Below are 14531 nucleotides of genomic sequence, written 5' to 3' on the forward strand. Positions count from 1 at the left end.
TTGCTGAATATTCGATGCATCGACGCTGCACGGACGGTCGGACAACCCGATGGCCGCGCGGGAGATGCGAACGCGTCACGCAACCTTCGACTATTTCAGGAGCCCATCATGGCGATGAACCCCGATTCCCCGCAGACCGGCGCGCGTATCGTCGGCAAAGGCAGTGAGACCGCTGCCGGCCCAGGCCCGTACATCATGGCATCGAGCACGCTCGAAGGCGACCGCGTGTACAGTTCGGATAACGAAGAACTCGGCAAGATCAAGCACATCATGCTCGATGTCGAACGCGGACGCATTGCCTACGCGGTCATGTCGAGCGGCGGCTTTCTCGGCATTGGCGACAAGCTGCTCGCGCTGCCGTGGGCCGCGCTCACGCTCGACACCACGCACAAGTGTTTCGTGCTGAACGCGAACAGCGAGCGTGTGAAGGATGCGCCGGGCTTCGACAAGGACCACTGGCCTTCCATGGCCGACATTGGCTGGGCGACCACAGTGCACGAGTACTACGGCGCACGCGCGCATTGGCAGGACGATCCGCTCGCGCCGGGCAGCGGTATCGAGCCGCCCGGAATGGGCGGCCCGAAGCTTTGAGGCTCGCTGGCACATGAGCGAAGCGGGCTCTCGTTGATTCGCGGGCCCGCAACCGGGCGGTGCGCCTCGAGACCGCAGGCGTGCCGGGATCCGTGAAGTCGTATCAGTTCGCCTTGCGCGCCTCGTTCGCGCCCACAACCAACGCCACGACCGCAAGCAGCGCGCAGACCGCCGCAAACACGGCATCGGCCCGGAGATGCCCGGCTGCGCGCGCGAGCACCGCAATGCCGACTGCCGGAACCGAATTGCCCGCGTAGCAGCACAGCAAATATGCCGATAGCAGTTCTGCGCGCCGTTGCGAGGGCGCGATGCGGTTGACCTCCTGAAGGCTGCCGCGGAACCCCCACGCGCAAGCTACGCCTGAGAGCGCCGTCGCCGCCAGCAGCCAGACGAGCGAGCCCGCGACCTGCGCCCATAGCAACATCGCAAGGCCGGGCGGCAGCAGCCACAAGCCCGCGGTCATGGCCGTGCGCGCGGCGAGCGCTGGCGTGGCGACGATCGTGAGCGCCCCCGCCAGATACAGCTCGGCAACGACGGTCCCGCTCAACGCGGGACTGTGTATATGCATGCTGCTGGCGAGCAGATTGGGCAGCAGCGCGGCGTAGAAGCCCAACAGAGCGAAGGTCGCGAAAGCGGTCACCGCAGGCGCCGCGAATGCGAGGCGCAGCTCGCGCGGCACGCCGATACGTGGTTCGAGCGAGAGCTGCGCGGGAGAACGCGCGGGCGATGCAACGGTTTCGCAGGCAAGCGCTGTCAACACCGCCGTGATGACCAGCACGACCAGATGAGCGCCGAACGGCAAGCGTAACGGCCATGGCGCGAACTGCGCGAGCAGTCCCGAGATGACCACGCCCGCGGCCAGTCCGCCGAGATTGACAGCCGCTGCGAGCCGGCTCGCGCGCGCCTTGTCCGCGCCGGGCTGCAGCTCCGCGATCCACGCCGTCGCGCTGGCCGCGCCCACGCCGATCGCGAGACCGCTCGCCGCGCGCGCGAGAAACAGCATTGCGGGATGAATGGCCAGAAGGAAGATCAGCGCGCTCGCAATTGCCACGGCGAGCACAACGAGGCTCACGGGCCGCCGCCCTGCCTGGTCGGAAACACGCCCGAACGCAAACAACGCGATGAGGTTGCCGACCACGTAGGTCGCGTAGACAAGCGTGACGGTCAGTTCGGAAAGGCCGAAGCGCTGCTGATAGAGCGGATAGAGCGGGGTGACCATCGTGCTGCCCGCGTATATCGCGCCGAGCAGCACGGCGGCCGCCACGAGCGACGTGTGGCGGTCCAGCCGGCCTTGCAGGGAGGGTGCGTGCGCGGTCATTCCGGATTCCTCAGCCTGGGAGTGCCTCCGTGCGCGCACTTCGCGTGCCCATACGGCGCGCTCAAGGCCCTTCACGCCGCTTTCGTCTACCATCACGTTTGCATAGTGATCCGATCAGGAGACCGTATGTACGCACACGATCTGAGCGCGCTTTACCGGCGCTACATCGACTGCCTGAACCGGCGCGATTGGGTTTCGCTCGGGGAATTCGTCGCTCAGGACGTTCTCTTGACGACGATGAATTGCCCGCTTTTTTTGACCCCTGCAATCGCATTTGCGGATTGCCGCCACGAAACTCCGAAGGCGTAGCGTCGAACCACTGACGGCAAGCGCGCGACAACGAGGATTGCGCAGGAAAGCCCAGCATTAGCGCAATCCGGCCAATCGTCATCCGGGTATTTCGAAGGTAATGGACCGCGAGCTGCTTTCGAAGCTCATCCTTTAGTAATTCGAAACTTGTGCCGTCTTCTGAAAGGCGGCGCTGCAGTGTTCTCGGGAGCAGCGCAAGAAGCGCGGCGACGCCGGATTTGTCGTCGCTCGACGTGCCAAGCGTCTGCCGCAGCACCTGACGAACGCGATCCGACGTGCCCCCCTCAGCCGCACCGAAGTTCCGGAAAATATAGTCTTCCGCGATCTGATGAAACGAGGCGTTCGCGCCCTGAACATTGGCCGCAAAAGTATCGCGCGCAATGTGCAACGTTGCGCGCCCGGGTTCCTCAAGCAGTCTCGCCCCGAAAAAACGCTCATACGCCGCGCGGCTAACGACCGGTTCATGTGCTATCGAAACGGCGCGAAGGTCGTATTTGTCCCCGGCAAACAGCCGCAGGAAATTGTGCGCGTCCGCAAGGCAAAGGTCGCTGTTCTGCCGCGTGACAACAGGACCGGACAGATGAACGTCGACGGACACGGCGACCGTATTCTTCAGGACTGGGCTGCTCTCGTTGACCGACACGACGATTCCCGGACTGTGCACGAACATGTATCGGATCAGGTCGTTCAGTGCATCCTTGATGGTGGCCGCGTTGCCTGCATCGACAATCGCGTGCATTACGTGGACATCACCGGCGAAATCCCGTTCTTCCAGTTCTGCCATGCACAAGATCCGCGTGCGGTCAGCGCGGGTATCGTGCTTTGCCCCGGCGCGGGGTTCGATATCGTCCCGACCGATTGCCTCGCTGCGGCGCTGAATGTGCAGATGCCCGATGCAGCGCGAATCGACCTCGCCTTTTCGTTTGGAACGAAGCCGAGTATTGGAACGATGAAAACCATTCTGGAGTCCGCAGCAAGTGGCGGTCTGATCAGACAGAATCATCGGCTCGTTTCGGTGCCGAACGCCTGGCACATCCGACGCATTCCGCTTCCCGGCGGCACGCGCTGGGCCGCTTCGCTTCGAAACCATCGCGATCGATATGCCGGAATACGGCCTGACACAGGTGAACCGCGGCAAGCCGGTGCGCTACGACGATTGGGTGCAGGCCGGGAGCGATCTCATCGACATGGAGCTGGCGAAAGACAACCGGCCCATCGTGCTATACGGACTGAGCGCAGGCGGTATGCAGACGTATCACGTCGCGGCAAGGAACCGGAAAGTCAGTGGCATTGTCGGAATGACCTTTCTCGATCAGCGAATCCAGCAGGTTCGCGACGAGACGGCGTTCAACCTGTTCATGAGCCGTGTTGGCGGCCCACTCGCGACGTTGACCGCCCGTACGCCACTCGCCGGCCTGCGCATTCCCATGTCCGTGGCGAGCAAGATGTACACGCTCGTCAACGATCCGGCTGCACTGAAATCCTGCATGGCGGACAAAACGTCGGCGGCAAAGTGGGTGACCATGCGTTTCCTGGCCAGCTACACCGGCTATCAACCCGCTATCGAGCCGGAGGATTTCGACGTATGCCCGATACTGTTGACGCAGCCCGCGCAGGATCGCTGGACGCCCTTGCATCTGAGTCAATTGTTCCTGCAGCGAATCCAGCATGTTCCTGTCACAGTTACGCTGCTGGAAAACGCTGGCCATTATCCGCTGGAGCAACCCGGCCTGAATCAGATGGTGACCGCGATTCATGGCTTTTGCGTCGACGTGACGCGCGACCGCGCGTGATCGCGGATGGATGTCTCGGCTTGTCCGAGGGTGTGTCAAAACCCGTGAGATCGCCTGGACCGGCTCAATTCCCCTTCGTGCGCCCGTCTCCCAGCCTTTTTAACGGCTTCTTTTTTCCGCCAATCGTCAGCGCAAAGCGCTCGCGCGACAATTGGCCTGCCGTCAGCGACTCGCTTCGTCCCGCAGTCGGAACTGCGCAACAGCATCGTTGAGCCGCACGCTCTGCGCTTCAAGCGAAAGCGCGACGGCCGCCCCCTCCTCGACGAGCGCCGCGTTTTGCTGCATCGTTTGCTCCATTTTCGCCACGGTCACGTTGACCTGCTCGATGCCGACCGACTGCTCGTCTGACGCGATGCTGATCTCGCCCATGATCGTGTTGACGCGCTCGACCGCATTGACGAGCTCGGACATTGTCGAGCCAGCCTGCGCGACCAGGCCGCCGCCCTCCTCGACGCGGCGCGTCGAAGCACCGATCAGTTCCTTGATCTCCTTCGCAGCCGACGCGCTGCGCTGCGCGAGCCCGCGGACCTCGGTCGCGACGACGGCGAAGCCGCGCCCCTGCTCGCCGGCGCGTGCGGCTTCGACGGCCGCGTTCAGCGCGAGGATGTTGGTCTGAAACGCGATGCTCTCGATGACGCCGACGATGCCCGTGATCCGCGAGGCGCTTTCGGAGATCGCCGACATCGTCGCGACGACGCGCTCCATCGCCAGTCCGCTGCGCGCCGCGATGTCGGCGGCGCCCTCGACATGGTGGCGCGCATCCCGGGCGTTGTGGGCGTTCTGGCGCACCGCAGCCGTCAGTTGCTCGACACTCGCCGCGGCCTGCTGCAGCGACACGGCCTGCTGTTCGGTACGCGAGGACAAATCGACGTTGCCGCTCGCGATCGCGCGGACGTCGCTGACAATCGTTTCCGCACTCGCGCGTACCTGCTGCACCGTCGCGGTAAGCCCGGCCTGCATCTGCTTCAACGCATTCAGCAGGTAGGCCATTTCGTTTGCGCGAGCGACAACGACGGTGCCCGTCAGGTCGCCCCTGGCGATCTTGTCGAAGTGATCGACAGCGAGATCGATGGGCTCGACGATCGCCTTCGCGAGCGCGCGCTGCGCGAAGAAGCCGACGATGAGTGCAAGCGCGGCTACCGCACCCAACGCCCAGACAATCTTGTGGAATAGCGCGGCAGCCGCGTCGTAGCGGGCCCGCTCGCGGTCGAACTGAAAGATTTCGAGGGCCTCGATCGCCTGCTGGTATCCGGCGAAAAGCGCCGGGGGCGCGGAACGCTGCGTCTCGAGGAAATTGAATGCGTCGTCGTGATCGAGCTGGGACAGCGCCTTCAAGAAGACCTGGTCAAGCAGCGCCTGGCGGCTTTTGTGAAGCGCGTCGAACAGCGCCTGCTCGCGTGCATCCCGATCGTGCAGGCGCGCGTACCCGTCAAGTTCGTCGTTGCTTTGCTTAAGCAACGTGTGGAGCTGCGCGATTTCATTCCTGGCGGGTTGGCCGGCGGCGATGATTTGCGCGACATCGTTAAAGCGCTCGCGTGCGACGAGCATGCGCTCGGAGCTTGTCTTGAGGTGCAGCAGCGACGCGGTGTCGTCGCGGTACATCGATTCAAGCGCCGCATTGCCGGCGTAAAGGCCGACGATAGACGACCCGACGACCAGAACCAGCAGCATCGTGTAGCCGGCGATCGTCGCGGCGAGGCCACCGCGGATGGAAAGCTGTTTGAGCATGGGCTGCCTTGATCTGGCGACCGGCACGCGACCGGCGGCGGATGTATCTTTCGGGTCACGAAACCCGCTTGCCTCTTCGAAGAGTGCGGCAAACGCGGGAGCAATGGACGGGATAACGGCGCAGCCAGCAGCAAGTTTTTCGCTAACGCGACATCGACATGGCAAATTGCGACTTCCGTATGCGCGGCCCGGGGTTTTGTCGCATGGCGCGCTTCTTCCGCTCGTTCCCGGAATACGGTGCGGTATTCTCCTAACCGACACTGATCCAGCCCAAGGAACGGGCACCTATGCGCTAGCGAGATCACGCCTGCGCGTCGGCTATGCTTGTGCGATCTACTGAGACCAACCGTCACCGATATTCATCAGGAACGGTTTCGATACGGAGAAGAAACCTGTCCACATCGCCCCGGCTATGTTGTCGAAGTCGTCGATGCCGGACACGGCCGCGATGCCGCCGTCATCAGATGGAAGGTTCCTGACGAGGCCGGCCAGATTCAGTCTGACTCCCGGTATTGGAACGAGATAGCTATTGAGGAACACCTAAAGACGGCTGTGCATTATGCAGACATAGACCCTTCCCACCAAACACATTCTCGTACCTCTCACTCATTTGGTATGCCGATTAACATATTCAATGTATTTGCGAATCGCCGGTCCGTGTCTCGGTCGTCGCCCCTGCAAGATGACTGCGTGGCCGACCGTTTCCCATCGACGTGGGGTGACTGGGCGCTACCAGCCAGGGAGTTTGGTGGTGCCGGGTCGCTTTCGAGTCTCAAGACCTATGGCGTTTTGCCGATAACAACAGGGGTGTGGCGACGTCAACGCCATCATTCGTTGATTTAATTGGGGGCAAATTGCGGTGTCGCAAGGTGAGGCTATGTCCGGCTTGGCTAACAAATCACGGGAGTATGCGGACGGCACAGCAATCGGCGTCGCCGTCGTCGGGCGCGACACTTGCGGCGGGCTCGTGGTCAGCGCGTGCGATGATCAGTTCCTCCAGATGATCGGCAGAGCACGCACGGATTCGCGCACCTTTCCCATCCCCTTGGATACGCTGCTTCCGGATCATCCGTCGTCCGAATTGCGAGAAAAGCTCCATGGGTGCTTCGCGTCCGACGCAGCGCTGGAACTGGAGCAGGCTTACGAGTTCACCGCAGGCGCTCACCGGTGGCACCTCTCGCTTAAACCACTGAGACATGCAAACGGCACGACTGCGCACGAAATCCTTGTGACGTGTTTTGACAACGCGCCGAAAATGCATCTGACGCACGAACTGGAAGTCAGCGACTCGCGTTTTCGCGCGGTCGTGGACTCGGCCTATGACGCGATAGTGACGATCAACGAGCAGCACAACATCACGCTATTCAACCGCGCGGCAGAAAACCTGTTTGGCTATCAATCGTCTGAGGTGCTTGGACAGCGGATCGAAATCCTGCTGCCAGAAAGATTCCGCGCTAACCATTCGAGGAACGTGAAGCAGTTTGCGGATTCGGTGCAGATGAGCTTGCGGTCGATCACCCCACCGCGGATGGACGAAAGCAACAGCGTGTACGGGCAGCACCGGAACGGCACAATCATCCCTGTCGAAATTGCGATTTCCAAGATCAAGGTCGACGGGGTGATCGAGTTCACGGCCGTCATTCGCGACATCACCGAGCGCGCCCAGCTCATGGATCTGCTGAAGAAGCAGGCCGTCACCGACGCCCTGACCGGCTTGCCAAATCGCCGCGAATTTCTGGACTTTGTCAAAAAAGTGCTCGCCACTGACAAGATTCTGTCCGTATTCATCCTCGACATCGATTACTTCAAGAAGATAAACGACAGCTACGGCCACGATATTGGCGACGAAGTGCTGCGCGTGCTGGCGAAGGTCGGTACGTCGTTTCCGCACGGATCCATGCGGTTCGCGCGATGGGGAGGCGAGGAATTCGTCGCGGCGCTGCCGGACACGGATAGCCGAAGCGCGCTTGCGATTGCGGATACGCTGCGCCGGCGTTTCGAGCAATCGGATTTCGAACATGCCTGGCGTCTGAAACCGATTCCTTTTACGGTCAGCATTGGCGTGGTCACCCGCGACGCCGGCGAGCGCGATGTCGATGCGCTTATGCGGCGCGCAGACCGGGCGCTCTATCAGGCGAAGGAGTCGGGCCGAAACCGGGTGGAGGTAGGGTAGCCCTGGACAAGCTTAGTCAGAGCGAGTAAGCATTGGCGGCACAGGAGCCGATCGATCGCTATGCATCAATGTTCATCCATCGTCCACGAGTACGAGCGGCTTGCCCTTGAACCTCCACGCTGGGTAGCACTCGACTGAGAAAATCGTGCATTCGCCTCGCGATCTCCTCGCCCTTGTCGGCCAGCGCGCAATGACCGCTGTCCGTCAAATGGATCTCTGCGTTGGGCACGACTTCGCGATACCGCAGCTGACAGGACGCAGCGTCGACGATTCTGGAGAACGCGCCGCTGGTGCAGCCTGCACGTGCAGGATCGCAGCGTCGGCTGGTCGGGTTCCCCTCGGCCGATTGTCGGTTCACCCCGTCATCTCGGGGGCGAGACCGCGCGATTACCCTAAAGATGGTGTGAGCGCCGGCGTCGCAACCGTCCTGGTCGCGCCAGCCTTACCTTATCAACGGCTGGCGCCTCCTGAACTCAAATGCCTTGCCGCCGTTCAGATGCCTGTCATGTCCGGCAACGGGCCATTCGACTCAGCGAAATGTCTGCAAACCGTCGTTCATCGGTCGAACTTGATCAAGTCCTTGAAGATTAGTTGTCCCCAGCTATTTCCGCGCGCATGGACGAGCAGCCCGCCTTCAGAGAGCCCGCCAAGCTTGATTGGCGCGAAACCGAGCTTTTCCGCAAGCGCGCCAATCTCCGCTGCGGCTCGGTCGTCGTCGCTCGCCAGAAACACGACTCTCCTGCCACCGTGTGCGGACGGGTCCTGGTCAAGGACGGCAGCGACCAGATGGTTGAAGCCTTTCACCAGTTTGGCCCCACTGAACGCCTTCGCGACGACTGCAGAGGATGGAAGACCGTTCAGTTCATCGAGTGGGGCCTGCGTGTTCATTGCGTCGACGACGGTCTTTCCCTTCCAGCCGGGCAGCGCCCTTGCGACCTCCGGGTGCGACTCGAAACGGACAGCCAAAAAGATGATGTCCGCCTTGACGGCTTCCGCCAGGGTTTGGGGAATGATCGTGGGCCCGATCGCCGCCGTGTGGGATGCAAAGCTCGCCGGGTCACGCGTGGTTGCGACGGATACTTCGATGCCGCTGCGGGCAAATGCCTTGGCCAGAGCCTGGCCGATCTTGCCGAAGCCGATGATTGCGTAGCTCATGAGATTCTCCTACGTTTATCCGGCGCGCTCAGAGCTTGTAGCCGCCGCTCGCTTCAATCGTCTGGCCGGTCACCCAATGACCATCGTCGGAGGCCAGGAACGCCACGACGGCAGCGATTTCCGAGGGTTCGCCGAAGCGTCCCAGCGCGATTTCGGCCTCGACGGCCTTCACGAGTTCGGGATTCTCCCGGAAGGCGGCATTCGCGTCCGTTCGCGTGTAACCCGGCGCTACAGCGTTCGCAGTAATTCCGCGCGGCCCCAGTTCGGCCGCGAGTGCGTGAGTCAGGTTGTTGATGGCCGCTTTGGCCATCGAATAGACGGGTGCTGCCGTCACGGGCTTCGTGGCGGCAGCGGAAGAGATGTTGATGATGCGCCCACCATCGGCGAGACGATCGAGAGCGGCCTGAACGATGAAGAAAGGCGCGCGGGCGTAGACCGCCATCAGGGTGTCCCAACTGTCCGGTGTCGCGTCCTTGAAGCCGACCCAGCCCAGATTGCCGGCGTTGTTGACCAGAATGTCGAGGGTTTTGCTTCCGTTGCGCCGGGTGAATTCGCCGTCGAGTTTCTCGAACAAGGTCGGGACGCTCGCCGGGTCAACGAGATCCGCCTGGATCGCGAACGCCGTGCCTCCGGCTTTCCCGATGGCCGCGACCGCCTCGTGTGCTCCGGATTTGCTGGCGTTGTAGGTCAGCGCGACCGTCGCACCGTCCTTTGCGAGACGTTCGGCGATGGCTCGGCCAATGCCACGCGATGCCCCGGTCACGAGAGCGGTTTTGCCCTTTAGTGATTGTGCCATTTGGTTTTGCTCCTCAGAGTTGCGCCAGACCGCCGTCAACGGCGACCTCGCTGGCCGTCATGAAGCTGCTGTCCGACGACGCGAGAAAGGCAGCCGCTGCTCCGATCTCCGCCGGATCGGCCATGCGCTGGAGCGGCGTCATCGACGCGAAGACCTTCTGGCCCTCCTCGCCCAGCGCTTCCTTCGCGAGTTCGGTCGCCGTCGCCCCGGGCGACAGCACGTTGACCCGGATGCCCGTGCCCTTCAGATCCTCCGCCCAGGTCCGCGCGAGATTGCGCACGGCCGCCTTGCTCGCGCTGTAAGCGCTGAATGCCGGGGCACCCGTGGTGCCCGCGCTCGATCCGGTCAGGATGATCGACCCGCCCTGGCCCATGAGCGGCAGCGCCTTCTGGACCGTGAAGATCGTGCCCTTCACGTTGGTGTCGAAGGTCTCGTCAATGTGCTCGGGGGTGATCTGGCCGAGCGCAAGCGGGCTTCCCGTGCCCGCATTGGCGAAGACGATGTCGAGGGATCCGCGCTCGGCCTTCACCGCCGCGTAGAGTCGGTCGAGGTCGGCCAGATCGGAGACCGAGCCCTTTACCGCGCGGGCATTGGGCCCAAGGTCGGCCACAGCGGCGTCGAGCAACGCCTGCCGGCGGCCGAAAATAAAGACGAACGCGCCCTCCTCGATGAAGCGCCTGGCTGCGGCGCGGCCGATCCCGGTAGCGCCACCGGTGATCACGGCAGTCTTTCCATTCAGTCTGGTCATGTCATGCATCCTTCGAAACAAAAGCGAGACACCATTCTGAAGCGCTTGATTCATGAAGCCAATTGACTGAATATTTATAAGTACCATCTACTTTCTAGATATATATGCTAGATAACGTCACCATCAATCAGCTTCGGGCCTTCGTCGCCGTGTGTGACCAGGGAAGCTTTTCCGGGGCTGCCCGGGAACTGAGGCGTGCACAGTCGGCGATCAGTCACGCGATCAACGCGCTCGAGAGTGCCTTCGATGTGGTGCTGTTCGAGCGCAACACTCGCAAAGCGACGCTGACGGCTGCCGGGCGCAGCCTTCTACCCGATGCTCGCGGGGTGATCTCGCGCACCGAGGAAATGAAGATGCGCGCAGTTGCCATTGCTGAAGCCGGGGTCCCACAGGTCTCGGTTGCCGTGGATACCTACTTTCCGCGCGCGCATCTGATCGAATGCCTGCGCACCCTGCAGGCGGACTTTCCAACGGTTGCAATCAACCTGCGCATGACGACCATGCAGGACGGCGAGCGTCTGGTTCTCGAAGGCACCTGCGCGTTGGCGGTGACGATCACGGACGTGCCGGAGGTGAGCCCCGGCACCATAGAAAGGCTGCATCTATGCGACGCGCAAATGGTGACCGTCTGCGCGCCAGCGCATCCGCTGGCCGCAATCGCGGGGCCAATCCCGCGGGAGGAATTTGGCCGGCACATCCAGCTCGTCGTAACCGACAATCAGCCCGATGCGGAAAAGACACAACAGGGGGTCGCGAGTGAGCGCCAGTGGCGGGTGAACGATCTCGGCGCGAAGCACGATCTGCTCAGGGGAAGCTTGTGCTGGGGGCACATGCCGCATCATATGGTTGCGGAAGACCTCGCGAAGGGGACACTTGTCGAACTACAACGACGCGCGTGGCACATGCGCCCCCTCACGTTCATGATCTCGCAGCGGCGCGGATACGCGTTTTCCGAATGTGAGGCACGGCTGGTCGAGCTCCTTGGCAATCTTCATCCGTTCTTGAAAGGCGGGAAGACCAAGGCCGGCGTAACGCGCGGTCGCTGACGGGTTCGCTCCGCGACGCACGGCGCGTGAATTCCAGCGCTTTCTCTGCGTGTGGTGAATTGGAGCCGAAGGTCGCAATTCGTGCTGACTTCAGCCGATGCCGGTTCGCCTGTACGCCGGGACTCAAATCGTCCCGGCGCGATGATGACTTACTTCGTGGTGTATCCGCCGTTGATGAGGATGGTCTGGCCGGTGATCCACCAGCCATCACTAACGAGATGACGGATGAACGGCACCACATCCTCGACGTCGGTCAACCCTGTTTTCGAAAACGCGGACAGTGCCGCGGCCGTTTTATGGTACGAGACCGCTTCCGCGCCTTCAGCGGGATAAAAGAATGGCGTATCCATAGGACCGGGTCCTACGGCTGTCACTGAAATTCCGCGCGCTCCGAACTCCTTTGCGGCCGCACGCGTATAGTGCTCGACGGGTGCCTTTGTACCCGCATAAGCCGCGTAAAAGGGGGTGAATGCACCGAGCAGCGATGTCACGAGCGTGACAATCTTTCCGTTGTCGTTCACGTGTCGGCCTGCTTCGCGCAGAAAGAAAAATGCGGACTTCGAATTAACGGCGGCCATCTCGTCGTATTCCGCTTCGCTGATCTCCGTGAACGGCTTCTTCAGCACCTTGCCGACCGTGTTGATGGCGATATCCGGACGCCCCACCGCTGCGATCGCCTCTTCGAACAGACGCTCGACCGCTCCCGCGCTTGTCAGGTCTGCCTGGAATGCAACAGCCTCGGAACCGGATTGCTTGACCGCGGCGACAGTTTCGTCCGCCGCGGGCTTCGTGCCGGCGCTGTTGTAGTGAATCACGACCGCCTTCGCGCCGTGTCTGGCCAGGTCCCGCGCGATGAGGCCACCGAGGTTTTTCGCGCCACCGGCGATCAACACTGTCTTTCCCTGGATGTCATGGCTTGCCATTTGTCTTCTCCGATCCGCGTGACCGCCCCACGCAGCCACCTTGACTGTGGATGGTATAGTTCGAACTGTTTCCTATAAAGCCTCTATTTCTGGATGCATCCGTCAGAAATTGCGACCAATGGAGGTGTCGTTTTTCGTGGTGAATGAGTTTCGGCTGAGCTGGCAGACATGGACCGTATTGACTTGTTTCGGGTATTCGCTCGCGTCGTCGAATGCGCGAACTTTACGCGCGCCGCGGATACGCTTGGCATGCCTCGCTCGTCCGTTTCGGCCGCCATTCAGGAACTGGAAAACCGGGTCGGCACGCGATTACTGAACCGAACCACGCGCAAGGTCACGACGACCCAGGACGGCGCCGCCTTCTACGACCGCTGTCTGCGACTCATCGCAGACATGGAGGAAACGGAGAATCTGTTCCGTTCGGCGGACTCCGCGTCCGCCGGTACGTTACGCGTCGACATGCCCGGCCGAATTGGGCGCTTAATTGTCGCGCCTGCACTTCCCGCATTTCTCAACGCCTATCCGCGGATCGACGTTGAAATTGGCGCGACGGATCGAGCGGTCGATCTGATCGAGGAGCGAATCGATTGCGCGCTGCGCGTCGGCACGCTCAATCAATCCGAACTCATTGCGCGTCCGATCGGCGACCTCACGCTGATCAACGTCGCCAGTCCTGCGTATCTTGCCCGGCACGGCATCCCGCGCGATCCTGGCGACCTCGCGCAGCACATACCGGTCGGGTATGCGTCGCCGTCGAGCGGCCGGCTTGCGCAGTGGGAATGGGCTGACGGCGACACGGTCAGGACGCTCGCCATCAAGGGGCGCGTAACCGTCAATAACGCGGAGGCGTATATCGCCTGTTGCCTGGCAGGCCTCGGGCTCATACAGATCCCTGCATATGATGTTGAGGCTCATATCCGCGCTGGAGAACTTGTCGAAGTGATGCCGGAATTCCGTGCTGCACCCATGCCGGTCACGCTGCTTTATCCGCACCGGCAACACCTTTCTCGCCGCTTTCAGGTTTTTGCCGACTGGCTTGTTGAAATCGTTGTAAACAGGTGCTGCGAACGGACGGAGGGCGAATGATTCGCGCATGAGTGCGCGTTGTTTGCCGATCTGGCGCTCGGGAACATCCTGAACGGGCGGATCGTTTGCCTGGAAGACGCAACTGATACGTTTAGATAGCTGAATGGCCGTTATGCCCAGTGGATTTGGCCAACCTTCATTCCGCCCGACGTATCCGGGAAAAGCTGTAATGTTATAACGCCTGAATTGATCTGCGCTGCAAGCGGGTAAAATCTCTACTATGAAAGGCATAGCGCGAAATTTCTTACTCGTTGCAATTCTTCTCTCTGTATCCAATCTCGCCTCGGCTCTCGATGACCGTTTGGTTGGTAACTGACAGGGTCAGAGGGACAAGGATGGAAAGTGTGCCTATATGGCGTGGTCTATGAAAAGATCATCGGATGGAAAGTTCGAAATCGCATTCTGAACCGCCTGGACGAATCACCGGCTACGGGCTGCTGACCGATACCGATAATACCGGCACTACTACGCGCGCCTGGTACGGAGACGTCGAGTTTCTGCCAGGGCCTTGATAACGCAAAGCGGCCGAACTAACTGAGTCCATCTGTTCGATCGGAGTCGCTGTCCAGCGCCACACACTTGCGCGGCGGATGTACAGCCCGTTCGTTCAATGGTTTGCGCAACAGCGACAGCGTTCCGGCGATTAACAGCAAGGCGCCCAACAGATATTCGAACCAGGTGTTTTCGAGCGTTATATAACCACCCAATAACACCATGGGTCCGGCCGGCAATGCAAATGGCCAGAACAACTACCAGCTAAAATACCTGTCCCGAATGAAGCGCCAGTTGACGATCAGGGAAACCAGGATATTCAGGACGAGCGCGGTAGGCTTGATGCTTTTGGGTTCGTATCCCGCCAGTGCCG

13 protein-coding genes and 1 pseudogene are annotated in these 14531 nt (G+C 61.4%); 6 read left to right on the plus strand and 8 right to left on the minus strand.

The features are described 5' to 3' along the window. Positions 1–108 precede the first annotated feature (108 nt). Positions 109–591, plus strand: a complete 483-nt coding sequence (locus tag BHE01S_RS20520) for a PRC-barrel domain-containing protein (RefSeq protein WP_042267181.1) — start codon at positions 109–111, stop codon at positions 589–591. A gap of 103 nt (positions 592–694) precedes the next feature. Here the strand turns inward: BHE01S_RS20520 and BHE01S_RS20525 are convergent, their stop codons facing one another. Both BHE01S_RS20525 and BHE01S_RS39165 read right to left on the minus strand, forming a co-directional pair. Further along, the gene (locus tag BHE01S_RS20525) at positions 695–1909 is read right to left on the minus strand and encodes an MFS transporter (RefSeq protein WP_042267183.1); all 1215 of its coding nucleotides are present in this window, start codon (positions 1907–1909) and stop codon (positions 695–697) included. Positions 1910–1970: 61 nt separating this feature from the next. Next, positions 1971–3221 (minus strand): AraC family transcriptional regulator, encoded by a 1251-nt coding sequence (locus BHE01S_RS39165; RefSeq protein ID WP_245639801.1) that lies wholly within the window; start codon positions 3219–3221, stop codon positions 1971–1973. 91 nt (positions 3222–3312) lie between these two features. On the opposite strand from BHE01S_RS39165, the gene BHE01S_RS20535 reads away from it, so the two are divergent. Continuing rightward, the gene (locus BHE01S_RS20535) at positions 3313–4011 is read left to right on the plus strand and encodes an alpha/beta hydrolase (protein ID WP_407669537.1); all 699 of its coding nucleotides are present in this window, start codon (positions 3313–3315) and stop codon (positions 4009–4011) included. A 162-nt stretch (positions 4012–4173) separates the two neighbouring features. Here the strand turns inward: BHE01S_RS20535 and BHE01S_RS20540 are convergent, their stop codons facing one another. Both BHE01S_RS20540 and BHE01S_RS20545 read right to left on the minus strand, forming a co-directional pair. Further along, complete coding sequence (locus BHE01S_RS20540; protein ID WP_042267187.1) at positions 4174–5739, minus strand: methyl-accepting chemotaxis protein; 1566 nt, start codon at positions 5737–5739, stop codon at positions 4174–4176. 333 nt (positions 5740–6072) lie between these two features. Beyond that, complete coding sequence (locus tag BHE01S_RS20545) at positions 6073–6279, minus strand: hypothetical protein (protein WP_042267188.1); 207 nt, start codon at positions 6277–6279, stop codon at positions 6073–6075. Positions 6280–6616: 337 nt separating this feature from the next. Here BHE01S_RS20545 and BHE01S_RS20550 point away from each other — a divergent pair, with 337 nt between their 5' ends. After that, positions 6617–7912, plus strand: a complete 1296-nt coding sequence (locus tag BHE01S_RS20550) for a sensor domain-containing diguanylate cyclase (protein ID WP_042267190.1) — start codon at positions 6617–6619, stop codon at positions 7910–7912. A gap of 555 nt (positions 7913–8467) precedes the next feature. Here the strand turns inward: BHE01S_RS20550 and BHE01S_RS20555 are convergent. From BHE01S_RS20555 to BHE01S_RS20565, 3 genes are read right to left on the minus strand one after another with little or no spacing between them, the layout of a single operon-like run. Beyond that, positions 8468–9067 carry an NADPH-dependent F420 reductase gene (locus tag BHE01S_RS20555; RefSeq protein ID WP_042267191.1) on the minus strand — a complete coding sequence of 200 codons (600 nt, stop codon included), beginning with the start codon at positions 9065–9067 and terminating at the stop codon, positions 8468–8470. A 28-nt stretch (positions 9068–9095) separates the two neighbouring features. Beyond that, complete coding sequence (locus tag BHE01S_RS20560; protein WP_042267270.1) at positions 9096–9863, minus strand: SDR family NAD(P)-dependent oxidoreductase; 768 nt, start codon at positions 9861–9863, stop codon at positions 9096–9098. Positions 9864–9876: 13 nt separating this feature from the next. Beyond that, positions 9877–10611 carry an SDR family NAD(P)-dependent oxidoreductase gene (locus tag BHE01S_RS20565; RefSeq protein ID WP_042267272.1) on the minus strand — a complete coding sequence of 245 codons (735 nt, stop codon included), beginning with the start codon at positions 10609–10611 and terminating at the stop codon, positions 9877–9879. Positions 10612–10715: 104 nt separating this feature from the next. On the opposite strand from BHE01S_RS20565, the gene BHE01S_RS20570 reads away from it, so the two are divergent. Next, entirely contained in the window at positions 10716–11657 is a 942-nt protein-coding gene (locus BHE01S_RS20570; RefSeq protein WP_042267193.1) for a LysR family transcriptional regulator, read from the plus strand. Positions 11658–11806: 149 nt separating this feature from the next. Here the strand turns inward: BHE01S_RS20570 and BHE01S_RS20575 are convergent, their stop codons facing one another. After that, entirely contained in the window at positions 11807–12580 is a 774-nt protein-coding gene (locus tag BHE01S_RS20575; protein ID WP_042267194.1) for an SDR family oxidoreductase, read from the minus strand. 168 nt (positions 12581–12748) lie between these two features. Between BHE01S_RS20575 and BHE01S_RS20580 the strand changes: the two genes are divergently transcribed. Together BHE01S_RS20580 and BHE01S_RS36935 are read left to right on the plus strand one after the other, a co-directional pair. Continuing rightward, the gene (locus BHE01S_RS20580; protein ID WP_042267195.1) at positions 12749–13666 is read left to right on the plus strand and encodes a LysR family transcriptional regulator; all 918 of its coding nucleotides are present in this window, start codon (positions 12749–12751) and stop codon (positions 13664–13666) included. A gap of 404 nt (positions 13667–14070) precedes the next feature. Then, positions 14071–14178 (plus strand): annotated as a pseudogene (locus tag BHE01S_RS36935) (DUF3047 domain-containing protein); the annotation flags it as partial. Between the last annotated feature and the right edge of the window lie 353 nt (positions 14179–14531).

It is taken from the genome of Paraburkholderia heleia NBRC 101817, assembly GCF_000739775.1.
GTDB classification, from domain to species: Bacteria; Pseudomonadota; Gammaproteobacteria; order Burkholderiales; family Burkholderiaceae; genus Paraburkholderia; species Paraburkholderia heleia.